Below are 16929 nucleotides of genomic sequence, written 5' to 3'. Positions count from 1 at the left end.
TTCGCCGCGGCGCGTCAGCTCAGCCGCGGGGTGCGGAGGTTCTCCGGCGCCTCCGCGCCTTCCCTGGCCCACGCCACCAGCCCGACGACCTCGATCCCGTGCGGGGACTCCGCCGCGTAGGGCTCGATCGCCGTGGCGCCGCGTCTCAGCAGTGACACCGCGCCCTTCGCGTTGCCGCGTGCGGCGTGCGTCAGTCCGACCGCCAGCTGCGCCAGTCCCTTCCACAACCCGCGGTCCGGGCCGTCGGAGGACTTCCACGCGTCCTCGAACACCTCGTGCGCGTGGAACGGTCTGCCGGCGTCCAACAGGCGCTGGGCCTCCTCCACCGTCTCCGCCGGCGTGCGCGCGATGCCCTCCGGCTGGCGCTCCACCCCCGGCGTCCCGTACGGCAGCGGCCGCCCCAGCCCGTCGCGCGGGCGGGCGTTTCGCGGCTTGCCCTCGGCGTCGCGGTCCCGATCGGCCATGGCGCCGATTGTGCCGTAGTCTGGGGACTCGTGCGTTTTCTCGATGGCCACGGGCCCGCTCACGACCTCACTTACGACGACGTCTTCCTCGTGCCCAACCGCTCGGCCGTGGAATCGCGCTTCGACGTCGACCTGTCCACCGTCGACGGCACCGGCGCCACGATCCCGATCGTCGTCGCCAACATGACCGCCGTCGCGGGGCGGCGGATGGCCGAGACCGTCGCGCGGCGCGGCGGGCTCGTGGTCCTGCCGCAGGACGTCGACCCGGCCGCGGTCGCCGACATCGTCGGCTGGATCAAGAGCCGCCACACCACCTGGGACACCCCGCTGGTCCTCACCGGCGGTGACGCGGTCGCGGACGCCCTCAACCTGATCGGCAAGCGCGCGCACGGCGCCGTCGTCGTGGTCGACGAGGACGGCCGCCCGCAGGGCATCGTCGACGAGGCCGCCTGCACGGGCGTCGACCGCTTCGCGCGCGTCGCCGAAGTGGCCTACGAGCCGCCCGTGACCTGCCCGCTCGACACCCCCTCCCGTGAGGTCTTCGAGCGCCTGCACGCCGCGGGCGCCCAGATCGCGCTGGGTGTGGACGCCGACGGCAAGCTCGCCGGGATCCTCACCCAGACCGCGGCGCTGCGCGCCGACATCTACACCCCGGCCGTGGACGCCCAGGGCAGCCTGCGGGTCGCCGCAGCCGTGGGCATCAACGGCGACGTCGCCGCCAAGGCCGAGTCGCTGCTGGCCGCGGGCATCGACACGCTCGTGGTCGACACCGCGCACGGCCACCAGGAGAAGATGATCGCCGCGCTGAAGGCCGTCCGCTCGGTCTCGCCCGCGGTGCCGGTCGTGGCGGGCAACGTGGTCACCGCGGAGGGCACCCGCGACCTCATCGACGCGGGCGCGGACGTGGTCAAGGTCGGCGTCGGCCCCGGCGCGATGTGCACCACGCGGATGATGACCGGCGTCGGCCGGCCGCAGTTCTCCGCGGTGCTGGAGTGCGCGAAGGCCGCCCGCGAGGTGGGCAAGCACGTGTGGGCCGACGGCGGCGTCCGCCACCCCCGTGACATCGCGCTGGCCCTCGCCGCCGGCGCGTCGGCGGCGATGGTCGGTTCCTGGTTCGCCGGCACCCACGAATCCCCCGGCGACCTGCGCTACGACGAGCACGGCCGTCCCTACAAGGAGTCGTTCGGCATGGCGTCGAAGCGGGCCGTCGGCGCCCGCACGCGCACCGACAACGTGTTCGAGCGCGCCCGCAAGGCCCTGTTCGAGGAGGGCATCTCGTCGTCGCGGATGCTGCTCGACCCGCAGCGCCCCGGCGTCGAGGACCTGATCGACGAGATCTGCTCGGGCGTCCGGTCCGCGTTCACCTACGCGGGCGCGCGGGACATCGAGGACTTCCACCGCCGCGCGGTGCTGGGCATCCAGTCGGCCGCCGGCTTCGCCGAAGGGCGGCCGCTGCCCGCCGGCTGGTGAGGAACGGGGCCGCCTCACCCGAGGCGGCCCCGCCCACGCTTACCCGTGGTCCTCCAGCATCTCCGTGACCAGCGCGGCGATCGGCGACCGCTCCGAGCGGGTCAGGGTGACGTGCGCGAAGAGCGGGTGGCCCTTCAGCTTCTCGATCACCGCCGACACGCCGTCGTGCCGCCCGACGCGCAGGTTGTCCCGCTGCGCGACGTCGTGCGTGAGCACCACGCGGGACGCGGTGCCCAGCCGCGACAGCACGGTGAGCAGCACGTTGCGCTCCAGCGACTGCGCCTCGTCCACGATCACGAACGAGTCGTGCAGGGACCGGCCGCGGATGTGCGTCAGCGGCAGGACCTCCAGCATGCCGCGGTCGAACACCTCGTCCAGCACGTCCTGGCTGACCAAGGCGCCGAGGGTGTCGAACACCGCCTGCGCCCACGGCTGCATCTTCTCCGACTCCGACCCCGGCAGGTAGCCGAGGTCCTGGCCGCCGACGGCGTACACCGGCCGGAACACGACCACCTTGCGGTGCTCGCGGCGTTCCATCACGGACTCCAGACCGGCGCACAGCGCGAGCGCGGACTTGCCGGTGCCGGCGCGGCCGCCGAGCGACACGATGCCGATGTCCGGGTCGAGCAGCAGGTCCAGCGCGATCCGCTGCTCGGCCGAGCGGCCGTGCAGGCCGAACGCCTCCTTGTCCCCGCGGACCAGCTTGACCTTCTTGGCCGGCGTCAACCGGCCCAGCGCGCTGGAGCTGCCCGAACCGGCGACCAGCCGCAGACCGGTGTGGCACGGCGACTCGCCCACCTCGGGCAGGCCGTACTCGGCCAGGTCCACGACACCGTCGCGGAACAACGCGTCGACCGCCTCCTGCGGGACCTCCACGTCGACCATCCCGGTCCAGCCGGACGGCGCGACCTCCAGCGCGCGGTACTCGTCGGCGGGCAGGCCGACGGCGCCGGCCTTGACGCGCAGCGGGATGTCCTTCGTGACCAGGGTGACCGCCTCGCGCTCGACCTTGAGGTTCAGCGCGCAGGCCAGGATCCGGTGGTCGTTGGAGTCCGTGCGGAACCCGGGCGGCAGGACCGTCGGGTCCGAGTGGTTCAGCTCGACGTGCAGGGTGCCGCCGGAGTCGCCGATCGGGATCGGGGCGTCCAGCCGGCCGTGCTTGAGCCGCAGGTCGTCGAGCTGACGCAGGGATTCCCGCGCGAACCAGCCCAGTTCGGGGTGATGCCGTTTCGCCTCCAGTTCACTGATCACGACCAACGGCAGGACCACGGCGTGCTCGGCGAATCTCGTGATGGCCCACGGGTCGGCCAGCAGAACCGAGGTGTCCAGGACATAGGTGTGCTGCCCTGGCACGGAACTCGGGGGTTCTGCGGGGCCCTCCGCGGAATTCGGTGAGCGGCCGGAGGCCTTACGGGGCGAACGCTGCGTAGTCACGACGGCATCTCCCTCGTGGACGTGGCACCACGCCCACACTCGCTGGGCCGGGCACCACCCTGGCTGGTCCGCTCTTCGCTGACGCTTCCGCGTCAGCGCGCAGGGCCACGAGGGCCGGGCGCCGGCCCCCTCGTGGGTATCGCGAACGGCTCACGCGCCGTCTGCTCTACAACCGCCACTACCAGGGCCTCCCGTGATGGTCCGCAAGGTCACGAGCCATCACTTCGGAAGTTACCTGCGTTCGCCGTTTCGTGCAGGCAGCCAGGCAGGTGATTCACCAGGTTGTCATCTCACCGTCGGTAGAGGAGAAATCAACGGATCGGCACGGAACGTGTTGTCAAGTACCGAAACGGCGGTGCCGCCACGCGTAGTCACGGAGCGCGCGGAGGAAATCGACCCTGCGGAACGCGGGCCAGTAGGCCTCCGTGAACCAGAATTCGGAGTGCGCCGACTGCCACAGCAGGAAACCGGACAGCCGCTGCTCACCGGAGGTGCGGATGATGAGGTCGGGGTCGGGCTGGCCCGAGGTGTAGAGGTGCTCGGAGATGTGGTCGACGTCGAGGATCTTCGCCAGCTCGCGGATGGACGTGCCCTCGTCGGCGTGCTGGAGCAGCAGCTTCTTGACCGCGTCCGCGATCTCCTGCCGCCCGCCGTAGCCGACGGCGACGTTGACCTCCATGCCGGTGCGCTTCTCGGTGCTCGCCGCGGCCGACTGCAGGCGCTTGGCGATCGGCTCGGGCAGCAGCTCCAGCGCGCCGACCACCCGGATGCGCCACGGGTTGCCGGGGTGGGCCAGCTCGTCGACGACGTCGGCGATGATCTCCAGGAGCGGTTCGAGCTCCTCGGTGGCGCGGCTGAGGTTGTCCGTGGACAGCAGCCACATCGTCACGACCTCGACGTCGGCCTCGCGGCACCAGGTGAGGAAGTCGGCGATCTTGCGCGCTCCCGCGCGGTGCCCGTCGGCGACGTCGGTGAAGCCGGCTTCCCGTGCCCACCTGCGATTGCCGTCCAGCATGATCGCGATGTGCCGCGGGTGCTTGCCCGCGGCCTGCTGGATCAGACGGCGGCTGTAGATGCCGTAGACAAGCTTGGACCCGAAGGAGCGAAGACTCACGTCCAACCAATGTACGCAGGGTCCGAAAGCGACGTGGGCCGGGCCACGGTTGACTGGCGCGGAACCTACGTCGCCGTAACCTTGTTGGTGTGACCGTAGAGACCGAACCCTTCGTCGACACCCGCCCCCGGCTCCGCGGCCATATCCACTTCTGGACGTTCTTCAGCGCGCTCGCCTGTGTGGCGACGCTGGTCGCGTTCGCGGGCGCGACGGTGTCCGGTCTGGCCGCGCTGGCCACGTCGGTGTACGGGGTGACCGTGCTCGGCGTGTTCGGCGTCAGCGCGCTGTACCACCGCCGGTTGTGGAGCCCGCGTGCCTACCAGTGGATGAAGCGCGCGGACCACTCGATGATCTTCCTGTTCATCGCGGGCACGTACACCCCGTTCACGCTGCTGGCGATGTCGAAGCCGACCGGGTACGTCGTGCTGGGCGTGGTCTGGGGCGGCGCGCTGGCCGGGGTGGCGCTGAAGATGCTGTGGCCGGGCGCGCCGCGCTGGCTCGGCGTGCCGATCTACGTGGCGCTCGGCTGGGTGGCGATCTTCGTGCTGCCCGAGCTGGCCACGCACGCCGGGGTGGCCGCGCTCGTGTTGCTGCTGGTCGGCGGCCTGTTCTACACCGTAGGCGCGGTGTTCTACGCGGTGAAGTGGCCGAACTACTGGCCCAACACCTTCGGCTACCACGAGTTCTTCCACGCGTGCACCGTGCTGGCGGCGATCTCGCACTACATCGCCGTCTGGCTGGCGATCTACGCCTGAGCGGCGGTCAGCGGCCCGACGGCTGGAAGAAGGCGAGCATGCGCCGGGCCGCGTCCGGCGCCGCCAGCATTTCCTGGATGCGGGCGGAGTGCCGGGCGGCCGCGCTGGTGCGTTCGAACATCTCACGCTCGTACTCCTCGACCGCCGCGGCGAGGTCGCCCGGGTGCGCGGCCAGCGCCTGGCCGAGCCGGGCACCGTCGAGCAGCGCCATGTTGGCGCCCTGCCCCACCGGCGGCATCAGGTGCGCGGCGTCGCCGAGCAGCGTGACGCCCGGTTTCGCGGGCCAGGTCACGCCGACCGGCAGCGTGGTGATCGCGCGCGGCACGATGGTGTCGTCGCAGGCCGCGATCAGCGCGGTGATCCGCGGGTGCCAGTCGGCGAACAGGTCGAGCAGGCGCGCCCTGGCCGCGGCGGGGTCGTCGAACGGGATGCCGCTGGTCGCCAGCCAGTCCGCGCCGGTGTGGAAGCTGAGGTAGACGCGGACGCGGCCGTCGCCGTTGCGCTGCGCGGACAGGGACCGGCGGTCGCCGAGCACCCAGTAGTTGCCGCGCCCGACCATCGCCGCGAGGTCCGGGTGGGTGCGGTCGATGTCCGGAATACCGAGTTCGATGGTGTTCTGGCCGGTGTGCACCGGCCGGGCATCGGTGAGCAGCGGGCGCACCCGGGATTCCGCGCCGTCGGCGCCGACCAGCAGGTCGTACCCCTCGGTGCGGCCGTCGGCGAAGCGCAGCACGCCGTCGGCCGCGGACTGGAAGGCGTGCCCCCAGCGCACGGTGTGCTCGGGGAGGGAGTCGAGGAGCAGGTCACGCAGGTCGGCGCGGTCCACCTCGGGCCGGTCGAGCGGGGCGTCGTCGGGCGTGTCCTCCTGCAGCAGCAGGGTGCCGTCGGGTTCCAGGAGCCGCATGTCCTGGCCCGCGCCCCGGGCGATCCCCTGGAACCCGTCGAACAGCCCGGCCTCGCGCAGCGCCTGCTGCCCGGAGTGGATGTCGAGCATGCCGCCCTGGCCGCGCGCGTGCCGCGACGAGTCGCGTTCGTAGACGACCGACTCGATGCCGTGCACGTGCAGCACGCGGGCGAGGGCCAGCCCGCCGAGGCCGGCACCGACGATGGCGATGTTCACGAGCACTCCTTCGATACAGTGTATTTCTACGATACACCGTATTGCAGGATGCGATGTATCGTCAACGCATGCTGGTGTGGGAGAGGCCCGAGCCGCCGAGCCGTCCGGCGCCCGCGCCGCTGAGCCGGGAGCGGATCGTCGAGGCGGCGATCCGCCTGGCCGACGCGGACGGCCTGGATGCCGTGTCGCTGCGCAAGGTGGCCGCCGAGCTGGGCGTCGGCCCGATGCGGTTGTACGGCTACCTCGAAACCAAGGAGGAGCTGCTCGACCTGATGGTCGACGCGGCGCAGGCGGAGATCCGGCCCTCCGGCGAGGGCTGGCGGGAAGTGCTGCGGTCACTCGCCGAAGCCACGCGGCAGGCCGTCCACCGGCACGAATGGCTCGCCGACCTGCTCGGCGGACGACCCCAGCTCGGGCCGAACGCGCTGGCCAGGCTGGAGGCGGTGGTCGCCGGGCTGCGCGGCGTCGACGCGGACGCCGTCCTGCCGGTGGTCGCGGCCGTCGACTCGTACGTCATCGGCGCCGTGCGGCGGGAGATCGCCGAGCGGCGCGCCGAGCGGGCCAGCGGGATGGACAAGACGCAGTGGCAGGCGGCGTCCTGGCCGTACCTGGAACGGGCCTTCGCGACGGGCCGATACCCCGCGCTGGCCGCCTTCGTCCGCGACGGCAGCAGGCCGGACGCGGACGCCACGTTCCGCAGGGGGCTGGACTTCCTGCTCGACGGCATCGGCGCCCACCTCGCCCGCTGACCGCGTCAGGCGCTCCATCGCGCCGACCGCGAGCTTCCCGCTGATCGGGAACGCGAGCACGATCGCGGCCGCGAGCACGAACATCCGGGTCCGGGCTTGACATTCGTCAGCCGAGCAGTCGCCGGAGGTAGTAGTCCACCGTGGCGACCGCCTCATCCGGGGAGGTCTGTCCCAGTGCCACCTCGACGCCCAGTCCGGCCGCCAGCTGGATCAGGATGCGTGCCTCCCGGTCCGGGTCGACGCCGCGCCGCTCACCGACTGCCGCGGCGACCAGGCTCGCCAGGAAGCCGCGCAGCTCGGCGTCGCCGTCGGACATCCGGGTCGCGATGGCCTCGCTGGTGATCGCGCGGTTGAGGAAGGCGATGCCGAGCAGGAGGAACTGCCTGCTCTCCGCGTTCAGGCCGAGCATCTCGGTCAGCACCTCGCGCAGGATCCGCTCCGGGCCGGGATCCCCGGCCAGGCGCGCCCGGATCCGCGCCCCCGCGCGCTCGTTCGCCAGCTCCAGCGCGAACGCGAGCATGTCGTCCTTGGACGCGAAGTAGTGCTGCACCCGGCCCATCGAGACCCCCGCCTCGGCGGCCACCTCGCGCAGGCTCACCGCCTCGATGCCGCGCGTGCTTGCCAGCCGCCACAGGGCTTCGGCCAGTTCGGCGCGGCGCTGGTCGTGATCGACTTGCCTGGGCACGCGCCGAGTTTAGCAATGCACTTGCATTGCCGTCCGGCTCGTTCTTACAATGCAGACGCATTGCGAAAACACTGTGGGGGTGCTCATGGCGACGAAGACGCCGGGATACGACGCCGCGCAACTGGTCTGCCTGGTGACCGGCATCCAGCTCGGCGCGGTCCCGCTGGTCCAGGCGATTCTCGGCGCACGGCAGGGTGGGGTGTTCGGTTGGCTTTTCGGCGGGCTGGACCTGGCCGGCGCGTGGCGGTACGTGGTGCCGAGCGCCGTGGTGATGGCGATGGTCGTCGCGATCCTGGCGCTCGGCACCGCTAAGGAGAAGAAGCGTGCCTGACGCGGCGCCGGCGAGACGGCGATTTCGCGCTGCATCGTCGTCTGGCCGGCGCTGTAGGCCCGTGGAACACGGCCTTCGGCCGCGGGCCGGCATCGGTCAGCTTCACCACGCCGTAGGAGGCCAGGTCGAGGTAACGCGAACACGTTGCGCCAGGACCTGCGGTCGCACTTCGCGCACGGCAAACCGGTGGTGGCGACCGAATCACCGCCATCTCCCGGCGCACCTCGCCGAGGTCCCACTCCGGCCGGGAGCTCGTGCCGAACAACAAAACGGCAGCACGCGCGCTTAACGCAGCATCGCGGGGCGCAGGAACGGTTCCGGCACCGCGAAGCCGTCCACGAGCAGTCGCGCGTGGGGGCGGAGCTCGGCGCACAGGTCGTTCACCGCGGCGACCACCGCCTTCGCCCGCGCCGACGTCAGCCGGCCGTGTTCGAGGAACCACGCGCGGTCCTCTTCGACGTTCGACAGCACGTACAGGTCGCACACCCGCTCCAGCAGGGCGCGCGCGTCCTGGTCCGCGCACCGGTCGATGGCGGCGACGAACGCCTCCAGCACGATCCGTTCGACGTGCACCTTCGCCGCACGCAGCACGTGGTCCTGCGCGTCGTTGAAGACCTCGAACGGGTCCGCCTCCGCGGCCCGGCGCAGCCGCCGCGCACAGCCCTCCAGCACGTGCTGCTCGCGGTCCTCGAACAGCTTCACCTGCCAGCCGCGGTCGAACAGCACATCGTCGTCGTCCCGGCCGGGCGCGGCGTCCACCAGCCGCTCGATCACCTTGCGCGCCGCGGTCCGCTCGATCACCGCGCCGACGAACTGCTCGGCCACGAACCGGGCGGTCGCCAGCGGGCTCAGGTCGGCGAAGTGGTCGCGGTAGCTGGTCAGCAGGCCCTTCGCGACCAGCTGCAGCAGCACCGTGTTGTCGCCCTCGAACGTGGTGAACACGTCGGTGTCGGCCTTCAGCGCGGGCAGCAGGTTCTCCGACAGGTATCCCGCGCCACCACACGCTTCCCGCGCCGTCTGGATGCTGCGGGTCGCGTGCCAGGTCGCGATCGCCTTGATGCCCGCGGCACGCGATTCCAGCTCGCGTTGCGCCCGTTCTTCGGCGTCCGCGGTGCCCTGGATGTCGTGCAGCGCCCGGGTCAGCTCCTCGTGCGCGAAGTGCAGCGCGTAGGTGCGCGCGATCGCCGGCAGCAGTTTCCGTTGGTGCGCCCGGTAATCCAACAGCACTGTCTCGCCGTCCGCGCCGGGACGGCCGAACTGGCGGCGCTTCTCCGCGTACCGGGTCGCGATCGCCAGCGCCCGCTCGGTCGCGTGGATCGCGCCGCCCGCCACGCTGATCCGGCCGCGGATCAACGTGCCCAGCATGGTGAAGAACCGGCGGTTGTCGCTCTCGATCGGGCTCGTGTAGGTGCCGTCCTCGGTGACGTCGCCGTACCGGTTGAGCAGCGCGTCCCGCGGCACGCGCACGGAGTGGAACGTCAGGCGCCCGTTGTCGACGCCGTTGAGGCCCGCCTTACGGCCGTCGTCACCGATCTCCACGCCCGGCATCGGCGCGCCCGTCTCGTCCCGGATCGGCACCACGAAGGCGTGCACGCCACGGCTTTCCCCACCGGTGACGAGCTGCGCGAACACCACCGCCATCTGGCCGTGCCGCGCCGCGTTGCCGATGTAGTCCTTGCGCGCCTGCTCGTCGGGGGTGTCGATGACGAACTCGCGCGTGGCCGGGTCGTAGGTGGCCGTGGTGCGCAGGTGCTGCACGTCCGAGCCGTGCCCGGTTTCGGTCATGGCGAAGCAGCCGAGCAGGTCCAGGTCCATGATGCGGGCCAGGTACCGCTCGTGGTGCGGCGCCGTGCCGAGCAGCTGGATCGCGCCGCCGAACAGGCCCCACTGCACACCGGACTTCACCATCAGCGACAGGTCGCCGTAGCCGAGCATCTCGAACGACACCACCGAGCCGCCGATGTCTCCCCCGCCGCCGTACTCGCGGGAGAATCCGAGCCGGTGCCAGCCGCTCTTGGCCAGTTCCCGCAGGCGCTCCAGCACCCAGGCCCGGTACTCCTCGGTGCTCAGGTCGTAGGGCTCGTCGAGGTCGTACCCGGCGTACTGCGCGCGAATCTCCCGGCGCAGCTGGGCCCACTGTCCATCCAGTACCGCGGTCAACGCATCGGGGTTCATGTTCCTACTCTGGCGTAACTTCCGCGGTCCCGCATGGCGAGCTCAGCCCAGATCCGGCCCCTCCCGGCGCAGTTCGTCGACCTTCGACATGGCCTCGCGCAGCTCGCCGAGCCACTCCTCGGCGTGCTGCCCGACGAGCCGGACTGCCCAGGCCAGGGCGTCCGACCGGGACCGCGCGACCCCGGCGTCGACGAGCGTGTCGAGCACCAGCCGCTCGGGCTGGCGCAGGCGCGTCATCACCGGCACCGACTGTGTGGTGAACAACTCTTCGGTGCCGCCGAGGCGCGCGCCCCAGGACACCTTGCGCTGGTACCGGTGCTCGGCCTGGCGCGCGATCTCGATGCGGTGCTCGCGGGTCTCCTCGCGGAACCGGCTGATGCGCCCCGACTCGGCGGCGGCGCGGGCGGCGTCGTCGGCGAACTCGTCGGTGAGCGCCGGCAGTTCGCCGACGATCAGGATCTCCTCGCGGTCCACCGTGATGTCCGGGGTTCCGGTGAACCAGCCGTCGGGGAGCCGCCCGGCGAACCAGCCCGCCGCGTCGTCCGCCGGCGGCACTTCGGCCTGGCCGCGGCCCTTCCAGCCTCGTCCCCACTGTGCGTGTGTGCGCATGTCCATCGCCTCCGCGATTACATGATTACGTTGCAACACACGCTACGCCGGAACCAGCGCGTCAGATCCCCTGTTCACTGCGGGCGGACAAAGCTGAGACCAGGTCATCAGGGCTGGTCACGGGCCGGTCGCAGACGTAACCGCGGCACACGTAGGCCGCGGCCTGACCGGCCACCAGCGGCCGGTCCGCGAGCAGCGGCACCCCCTCCGCGTCGGGCTCCCCGGCCAGCACGACCGCGCCGCCGTGCGCACGACGGGCGGCCACCGCGCGCAGCAGGTCCCGCTCGGTCGAGTCCGGGCCGGCGATGGCGACCTGGACGGGCCCGGCCAGCAGCGCCTCGGCCGCGGTGAGCCAGTGCCCGGCGAAGCGCGGGGCCTTGGCGATCAGCTGGCCCGTCCGGTGCACGGCCTCCTCGGCGGCTGCCCGGTACCGCGCGGACCGGTCCGGCCCGACCAGCACCGAGGCCGTGACCAGCGCGTTCGTCAGCGCGGATGCGCCGGAGGGGCTGGCGTTGTCAGTCGGGTCCGACGGCCGGTGCACGAGGACCTCGGCGTCGTCCGCCGTGTCGTGGTACGCGCCCGGGGTGTCCGCGACGGCGAAGTTCGCGAGCGCGGTGTCGAGCAGGTTCACCGCTTCGGTGAGCCAGCGCGGGTCGCCGGTCGCCTGGTGCAGGGCCAGCAGTCCCTCGGCCAGGCAGCCGTAGTCCTCCAGCACGCCCGCCGCGTCACCGGCCGTGCCGTCGCGCGAGCTGCGCCGCAGGCGGTTGTCGCGGAGGTGGATGCCGAGGACCGCGGACGCGGCCTCCTGCGCCGCGGTCACCCAGTGCGGCTCGTCGAGCGCCACGCCCGCCTCGCACAGCGCGGTGATGGCGAGGCCGTTCCAGGCCGCGATCACCTTGTCGTCCCGGCCCGGCTGGGGCCGCTCGCCGCGGGCGGCCAGCAGCGCGGAGCGGACCCGCTCGAAGCGCTCCCGGTCGTCCGGGTCGCGGAGCAGCTGCAGCACCGAGGTGCCGTGCTCGAACGTGCCGGATTCGGTGACGCTGAACAGTTCCGCCGCCCACGCGCCGTCGTCGTCGCCGAGCACCTCACGCAGCTGCGCGGGCGTCCAGACGTAGGTCAGGCCTTCCTCGCCGAGGGTGTCCGCGTCGAGCGACGCGGCGAACCCGCCCTGTTCCGTGCGGAGGCGGGCGAGCAGGAACTCGCCGGTCATGCGTGCGACGCCGGCGGCCAGGGCGGAGCCGGTGCGGCGGGCCAGGTGCGCGTACACCCGCAGCAGCAAAGCGTTGTCGTACAACATCTTTTCGAAGTGCGGCACGACCCAGGACGCGTCGACGGAGTAGCGGGCGAAGCCGCCGGCGAGCTGGTCGTGGATGCCGCCGCGGGCCATCGCCTCGGCGCACGATTCCACAAGGGACAGCGCCTCGGCGGAGCCGGTGCGTTCGTGGTGGCGCAGCAGGAACTCCAGCACCATCGACGGCGGGAACTTCGGCGCGCCACCGAAACCGCCGCGTGCGCGGTCGGCCTCCCCGGTCAGCTTCAGCAGGGCGGCGTCGAGCACGCCCGCGTCGACCGGGGCGGGCGGCAGCGGCCCGAGTTGCCCGGCGAGGTGCTCGACGATCTTGCCCGCGCCCTCGCGCAGTTCGTCGCGGCGTTCCTGCCAGGCCTGGGCGACGGCGACGAGGAGGTGCTGGAACGACGGCATGCCCGGCCGCGGCTCGGGCGGGTAGTAGGTGCCGCAGTGGAACGGCTCGCCGTCGGGGGTGAGGAAGCAGGTCATCGGCCAGCCGCCCTGGCCGGTCATCGCCTGGGTCGCGGTCATGTAGACCGCGTCGATGTCGGGACGCTCCTCGCGGTCGACCTTGATGTTGACGAAGTGCTCGTTCATCAGGCGCGCCGTCTCGGCGTCCTCGAAGGACTCGTGGGCCATGACGTGGCACCAGTGGCACGCGGCGTAGCCGATCGAGAGCAGGATCGGCACGTCCCGGCGCTTGGCCTCGGCGAGCGCCTCGGCGCTCCACGGCCACCAGTCGACCGGGTTTTCGGCGTGCTGCAGCAGGTAGGGGCTCGTCGCGGCGGCGAGTCGGTTGGCCATGCCCCCAGGGTGTCACGGCCCCTGGAGCGCCGCCGCGCTAGCTGCTCTCGCTCTTCTCCGGCTGCTTGACCGGCTCGGGCGCGGGCTTCCCGGCCTCGTCCTTCTCGTCGGCCTCGGCGGCGTCGGCCTCGGCCTTCTCCTCCGGGTCGAAGGTGGCAGGCACGCGCTTGAGGTGCTTGGTCATCGAGCGCACCAGCAGGGCGACGGCGATGAGGAACAGCAGGAGGATCAGGAACCCCAGCGGCGAGGACTTGCCGAAGTCCTCGCCCTGGCCGCCGTTGTCGCCGTTGCCCGGCTGCTGCGCGAGGACGAGGGCGGTCGTGGCGACCGGCGCCGTCACCGGCAACAAGAGACTCATGTGTTCACCTTCTCACGGACGCCCGCGAACAGGTCGTCCTCGGGCAGCGTGCTGTCCACGAGCGAGCGGACCAGCTCGTACTCCTCCGTCGGCCACACCCGGCGCTGCATGTCCAGCGGCACGAAGAACCACCGGCTGTTCGGGTCGATCTGGGTGGCGTGCGCCTTCAGCGCCTCGTCGCGGACCTCGAAGTAGTCGGCGCACTCGATGCGCGTGGTGACGCGCTCCATGACGTCCGCGCGGTCCGGGTCCCACTTGCCGAGCCACTCCGCGTACGGCGACTCCAGGCCGGCCTCGACGAGCGCGTCGTGGAAGGCCTGCATGCGGGCGCGGGAGAAGCCGTGCATGTAGTACAGCTTGAGCGCCTGCCACGGCTCGCCGGCCTCGGGGAACTTGTCCGGCTCGGCGGCGGCGTCGAAGGCCGCCATGGAGACCTCGTGGGTGCGGATGTGGTCCGGGTGCGGGTAGCCGCCGTTCTCGTCGTAGGTCAGCACGACGTGCGGGCGGAACTCGCGCATGACCTTGACCAGCTCGCGCACCGGCTCCTCGAGCGGGGTGAGCGCGAAGCAGCCCTCCGGCAGCGGGGGCAGCGGGTCGCCCTCCGGCAGGCCGGAGTCCACGAAGCCCAGCCAGCGGTGCTGGACGCCGAGGATCTTGGCGGCCTTGGCCATCTCCTCGCGGCGGATGGCGGACATGTTGGCCAGCACCTCGGGCCGGTCCATGGCCGGGTTGAGGATGCTCCCGGCCTCGCCTCCGGTGCAGGTCACGACCATGACCTCGGCACCCTCGGCGACGTAGCGCGCCATGGTGGCCGCACCCTTGCTCGACTCGTCGTCGGGATGTGCGTGCACCGCCATGAGACGCAGGCGCGATCCCGTTCCGGACATCAGCTCGTCAGAACCCACCATGCGTCCAACGACCCCTTCTGAATCCCTATTCCGCCCCGGAGAGATACTGCGGTTGCCTCCATTGTCCCCGGGGGTACGACAACTTCGATCGGAGGCCCGGCACTTGAGCACCGCCAGCGCCCCGCCGTCGCTGCCGGACGGCCGATACGGGCGGCCCCGCAGGCCGAGCCGCCGCTGGCGCGTGTGGGTCTTCACCGGGATCGCGCTGGTCGTGAGCTGCGCCGTCGCGTGGATCGGGTACGTGAACCTGGGCGCCGCGCCCATCAGTGCGGAACGCGTCACGTTCGCGGAGCTGCCCGGCAACGCGATGACGATCTCGCTGAACGTGACGCGGGACGAGCCGGACCGGCCGGGCGTGTGCATCGTGCGGACGCGGGACATCAGCGGCGCCGAGAGCGGGCGGCGGGAGGTCTACATCCCGGCGAACGACAGCCGGGTCGACGTGGTCGTGCGGAGCATCGACCGCCCGGTCACCGCGGACGTGTACGGCTGCTCCTACGACATCCCGGAGTATCTGTCAAGGAGTTAGCGGCCAACGGGGTGAATGACGCGACGAATGCCCGGTTTCTGAGAAAGACACCGGCGCTGACCTGCCCTGCCGTGGTACCCTGATCTACCGGCACGGCCCGAACGGGCCGTGTTTTTCCTTTATCCAGCCGCACTCGGTCGAGTGCGGCTGCCGGCATGAACACCCATGTCCGGCAGGCACGACGAGGAGATGGTGGCCGTGAGCGACACCCAGGTGACCTGGCTGACCCAGGAAGCCTACGACAGGCTCAAGCACGAGCTCGACGAGCTGATCGAGAATCGTCCGGTCATCGCTGCGAAGATCAACGCCAGCCGCGAAGAAGGCGACCTCCGCGAGAACGGCGGTTACCACGCTGCCCGCGAGGAGCAGGGCCAGCAGGAGGCCCGCATCCGCCACCTGCAGGAACTCCTGCGGTCGGCGAAGGTCGGCGAGGCCCCGAAGAACGACGGGGTCGCCGAGCCGGGCAAGGTCCTCACCGTGCGTTACGAAGGTGACGACGAGGACGAGAAGTTCCTGCTCGCCACGCGCGAAGAGGGCGCCGAGGGCGAACTCGACGTGTACTCCCCCGAGTCGCCCCTGGGCAAGGCCCTGCTGGGCGCGAAGGAAGGCGAGTCGCGCGAGTACGAGCTGCCCAACGGGAGCACGCAGAAGGTGACGCTGGTCAAGGCCGTGCCCTACTCCGGCTGAGACCCACACTTTTTCGGAGCGGCTGCTCCGGGCGGGAGCATCGCCCGGAGCAGCCGCTTCGCTGTGTGCGGTCCCGCGCGGGCGTAGCGAAGCAAAAGCAAAGCCCGGCGCCCGGAAAACCGCGTAGCGTCACACCACATGAACCCCATCTGCGTGACCTGCGGCATGCAGTACGCCTCCCCCCGCGCGGACTGCCCCATCTGCGAGGACGAACGCCAGTACGTCCCCCCATCGGGCCAGCGGTGGACCGACTTCGCCACCCTGAAAGCCGAGCACGAGCCGGTCATCAGGCAAGAGGGCACCGGCCTCACCGGCATCGCCTGCACCCCGAAGTTCGGCATCGGCCAGCGCGCCCTCTTCGTGGAGACCGCGAGCGGCAACTTCCTCTGGGACCTCACCGCCTACCTGGACGACACGATCGCCGAGCACATCACCAGCCGCGGCGGCATCACCGGCATCGCGATCAGCCACCCGCACTACTACACGACCTGCGTCGAGTGGGCCCGCACCTTCGACGTGCCGGTCTACCTGCACGAGGGCGACCGCGAGTGGATCGGCCGCCCGGACGAGCGCATCGAGCTGTGGAGCGGCCAGACCAAGCAGGTCGGCGACGGCGTCACACTGGTCAACCTGGGTGTGCACTTCACCGGCGGCACGGTCCTGCACTGGTCCGGCGGCGAGGAGGGCCGGGGCGCGCTGCTGTCCGGCGACATCGTGCAGGTGATCCCGGACCGCAGGCACGTCGGGTTCATGTACAGCTACCCGAACCTGATCCCGGAACGGCCTGCGGTCGTGCGGCGCGCCGCGGAGATCCTCGCCGGCTACCGCTTCGACGCGATCTACGGCGCGTGGTGGGACGCGGTGGTGCGGCAGGACGGCTACGACGTCGTGCAGCGCTCGGCCAAGCGCTACTTGGAGTTCGTTTCGTAGGCGAGCCGTTCCAGCAGCGGACGGACGCGCGGCGGCACGGGCGTGGACAGGGCCAGCGACGTCGACGTGCGGCGCACGCCCGGCACGCTCACCACGGCGTCGATGACCCGCTGCAGGTCGTCGTGGTCGCGCGCCACCATCCGGACGAACAGGTCGCCCTGCCCGGTGGTGGCGTGCACCTCGCAGACCTCCTCGATCGCGTCCAGCGCCTCGGACACCGAGGTGCGCTGACCCTGCGCGATCTCGATCACCGCGAACGCGGTCAGCCCGTACCCCATCGCCGCCAGGTTCAGCTGCGGCGGGAAGCCGCCGAGGATGCCCTGTTCGGTGAGCCGGTCCAGGCGCGCCTGCACGGTGCCCCTGGCGACGCCGAGCCGTCGCGCGCAGTCCAGCACGTTCAGCCGCGGCGAGTCGGTGAGCAACAGCAACAGCCGGGCGTCGAGCGCGTCCACGCATCCTCCTGGTCACATTGCCCGATTTGATAGATCATCCTCGGCGAACACTGGTCAATGTGTCCAG

18 protein-coding genes are annotated in these 16929 nt (G+C 71.4%); 7 read left to right on the top strand and 11 right to left on the bottom strand.

Going from position 1 to position 16929, the window contains the following annotated elements; genetic code table 11:
- Window positions 1-14: 14 nt before the first annotated feature.
- A complete protein-coding gene (locus tag ABZ193_RS04975) occupies window positions 15-464 on the bottom strand; it encodes a DUF309 domain-containing protein (RefSeq protein WP_237336089.1) in 450 nt (149 codons plus the stop codon).
- Between the two features lie 30 nt (window positions 465-494).
- Here ABZ193_RS04975 and ABZ193_RS04970 point away from each other — a divergent pair, with 30 nt between their 5' ends.
- The gene (locus ABZ193_RS04970; RefSeq protein WP_237336090.1) at window positions 495-1934 is read left to right on the top strand and encodes a GuaB1 family IMP dehydrogenase-related protein; all 1440 of its coding nucleotides are present in this window, start codon (window positions 495-497) and stop codon (window positions 1932-1934) included.
- Window positions 1935-1973: 39 nt separating this feature from the next.
- Here ABZ193_RS04970 and ABZ193_RS04965 read toward each other — a convergent pair whose 3' ends face one another.
- Both ABZ193_RS04965 and ABZ193_RS04960 read right to left on the bottom strand, forming a co-directional pair.
- A complete protein-coding gene (locus ABZ193_RS04965; RefSeq protein WP_020421473.1) occupies window positions 1974-3287 on the bottom strand; it encodes a PhoH family protein in 1314 nt (437 codons plus the stop codon).
- Between the two features lie 418 nt (window positions 3288-3705).
- Window positions 3706-4482, bottom strand: coding sequence for an isoprenyl transferase (locus ABZ193_RS04960; RefSeq protein ID WP_020421474.1), 777 nt, complete (start codon window positions 4480-4482; stop codon window positions 3706-3708).
- An 89-nt stretch (window positions 4483-4571) separates the two neighbouring features.
- Between ABZ193_RS04960 and ABZ193_RS04955 the strand changes: the two genes are divergently transcribed.
- Window positions 4572-5237 (top strand): hemolysin III family protein, encoded by a 666-nt coding sequence (locus ABZ193_RS04955; protein ID WP_020421475.1) that lies wholly within the window; start codon window positions 4572-4574, stop codon window positions 5235-5237.
- Between the two features lie 7 nt (window positions 5238-5244).
- Here the strand turns inward: ABZ193_RS04955 and ABZ193_RS04950 are convergent, their stop codons facing one another.
- Complete coding sequence (locus tag ABZ193_RS04950) at window positions 5245-6357, bottom strand: FAD-dependent monooxygenase (RefSeq protein WP_354708972.1); 1113 nt, start codon at window positions 6355-6357, stop codon at window positions 5245-5247.
- 68 nt (window positions 6358-6425) lie between these two features.
- Between ABZ193_RS04950 and ABZ193_RS04945 the strand changes: the two genes are divergently transcribed.
- Window positions 6426-7106 carry a TetR/AcrR family transcriptional regulator gene (locus ABZ193_RS04945; RefSeq protein ID WP_237336092.1) on the top strand — a complete coding sequence of 227 codons (681 nt, stop codon included), beginning with the start codon at window positions 6426-6428 and terminating at the stop codon, window positions 7104-7106.
- 106 nt (window positions 7107-7212) lie between these two features.
- Here the strand turns inward: ABZ193_RS04945 and ABZ193_RS04940 are convergent, their stop codons facing one another.
- Window positions 7213-7791, bottom strand: a complete 579-nt coding sequence (locus ABZ193_RS04940) for a TetR family transcriptional regulator C-terminal domain-containing protein (protein ID WP_354708970.1) — start codon at window positions 7789-7791, stop codon at window positions 7213-7215.
- An 85-nt stretch (window positions 7792-7876) separates the two neighbouring features.
- Here ABZ193_RS04940 and ABZ193_RS04935 point away from each other — a divergent pair, with 85 nt between their 5' ends.
- A complete protein-coding gene (locus ABZ193_RS04935; protein ID WP_354708969.1) occupies window positions 7877-8122 on the top strand; it encodes a hypothetical protein in 246 nt (81 codons plus the stop codon).
- Window positions 8123-8407: 285 nt separating this feature from the next.
- Here ABZ193_RS04935 and ABZ193_RS04930 read toward each other — a convergent pair whose 3' ends face one another.
- The 5 genes from ABZ193_RS04930 to mca are packed head-to-tail and all read right to left on the bottom strand — an operon-like array spanning window position 8408 to window position 14264.
- Window positions 8408-10297: an acyl-CoA dehydrogenase gene (locus tag ABZ193_RS04930; protein WP_354708968.1), complete on the bottom strand. Its 1890-nt coding sequence runs from the start codon at window positions 10295-10297 to the stop codon at window positions 8408-8410.
- Between the two features lie 42 nt (window positions 10298-10339).
- On the bottom strand, window positions 10340-10912 hold the full coding sequence (locus ABZ193_RS04925) for a hypothetical protein (protein ID WP_354708967.1): 573 nt from the start codon (window positions 10910-10912) through the stop codon (window positions 10340-10342).
- A 55-nt stretch (window positions 10913-10967) separates the two neighbouring features.
- Entirely contained in the window at window positions 10968-12998 is a 2031-nt protein-coding gene (locus tag ABZ193_RS04920) for a thioredoxin domain-containing protein (protein WP_354708966.1), read from the bottom strand.
- Window positions 12999-13035: 37 nt separating this feature from the next.
- Entirely contained in the window at window positions 13036-13356 is a 321-nt protein-coding gene (locus tag ABZ193_RS04915; RefSeq protein ID WP_354708965.1) for a hypothetical protein, read from the bottom strand.
- Window positions 13353-14264, bottom strand: coding sequence for a mycothiol conjugate amidase Mca (gene mca, locus ABZ193_RS04910; protein WP_017984807.1), 912 nt, complete (start codon window positions 14262-14264; stop codon window positions 13353-13355). Before mca ends, ABZ193_RS04915 begins: the two co-directional genes overlap by 4 nt.
- 103 nt (window positions 14265-14367) lie before the next feature.
- Here mca and ABZ193_RS04905 point away from each other — a divergent pair, with 103 nt between their 5' ends.
- The 3 genes from ABZ193_RS04905 (at window position 14368) to ABZ193_RS04895 (ending at window position 16410) form a co-directional block, all read left to right on the top strand.
- Window positions 14368-14793: a DUF4307 domain-containing protein gene (locus ABZ193_RS04905; protein ID WP_027936365.1), complete on the top strand. Its 426-nt coding sequence runs from the start codon at window positions 14368-14370 to the stop codon at window positions 14791-14793.
- Window positions 14794-14982: 189 nt separating this feature from the next.
- Window positions 14983-15480, top strand: a complete 498-nt coding sequence (greA, locus tag ABZ193_RS04900) for a transcription elongation factor GreA (RefSeq protein ID WP_027936366.1) — start codon at window positions 14983-14985, stop codon at window positions 15478-15480.
- Window positions 15481-15618: 138 nt separating this feature from the next.
- Window positions 15619-16410 carry an MBL fold metallo-hydrolase gene (locus ABZ193_RS04895; protein WP_237336095.1) on the top strand — a complete coding sequence of 264 codons (792 nt, stop codon included), beginning with the start codon at window positions 15619-15621 and terminating at the stop codon, window positions 16408-16410.
- Here the strand turns inward: ABZ193_RS04895 and ABZ193_RS04890 are convergent.
- A complete protein-coding gene (locus tag ABZ193_RS04890; RefSeq protein ID WP_020421488.1) occupies window positions 16389-16862 on the bottom strand; it encodes an Lrp/AsnC family transcriptional regulator in 474 nt (157 codons plus the stop codon). The two genes, ABZ193_RS04895 and ABZ193_RS04890, sit on opposite strands and share 22 nt — an antisense overlap.
- Window positions 16863-16929 lie beyond the last annotated feature (67 nt).

The organism is Amycolatopsis sp. NPDC006125 (assembly GCF_040614195.1).
GTDB classification, from domain to species: Bacteria; Actinomycetota; Actinomycetes; order Mycobacteriales; family Pseudonocardiaceae; genus Amycolatopsis_E; species Amycolatopsis_E tucumanensis.
The sequence above is the reverse complement of the archived record's forward strand: the minus strand, read 5'-3'. Positions and strand labels throughout refer to the sequence as shown.

Excerpts from the sequence above, each read along its gene's own strand:
- ABZ193_RS04975 (WP_237336089.1), bottom strand. The coding sequence starts at position 464 with ATGGCCGATCGGGACCGCGACGCCGAGGGCAAGCCGCGAAACGCCCGC.
- ABZ193_RS04945 (WP_237336092.1), top strand. The coding sequence starts at position 6,426 with ATGCTGGTGTGGGAGAGGCCCGAGCCGCCGAGCCGTCCGGCGCCCGCG.
- ABZ193_RS04935 (WP_354708969.1), top strand. The coding sequence starts at position 7,877 with ATGGCGACGAAGACGCCGGGATACGACGCCGCGCAACTGGTCTGCCTG.
- ABZ193_RS04930 (WP_354708968.1), bottom strand. The coding sequence starts at position 10,297 with ATGAACCCCGATGCGTTGACCGCGGTACTGGATGGACAGTGGGCCCAG.
- ABZ193_RS04925 (WP_354708967.1), bottom strand. The coding sequence starts at position 10,912 with ATGGACATGCGCACACACGCACAGTGGGGACGAGGCTGGAAGGGCCGC.
- ABZ193_RS04920 (WP_354708966.1), bottom strand. The coding sequence starts at position 12,998 with ATGGCCAACCGACTCGCCGCCGCGACGAGCCCCTACCTGCTGCAGCAC.
- ABZ193_RS04915 (WP_354708965.1), bottom strand. The coding sequence starts at position 13,356 with ATGAGTCTCTTGTTGCCGGTGACGGCGCCGGTCGCCACGACCGCCCTC.
- mca (WP_017984807.1), bottom strand. The coding sequence starts at position 14,264 with ATGGTGGGTTCTGACGAGCTGATGTCCGGAACGGGATCGCGCCTGCGT.
- greA (WP_027936366.1), top strand. The coding sequence starts at position 14,983 with ATGGTGGCCGTGAGCGACACCCAGGTGACCTGGCTGACCCAGGAAGCC.
- ABZ193_RS04895 (WP_237336095.1), top strand. The coding sequence starts at position 15,619 with ATGAACCCCATCTGCGTGACCTGCGGCATGCAGTACGCCTCCCCCCGC.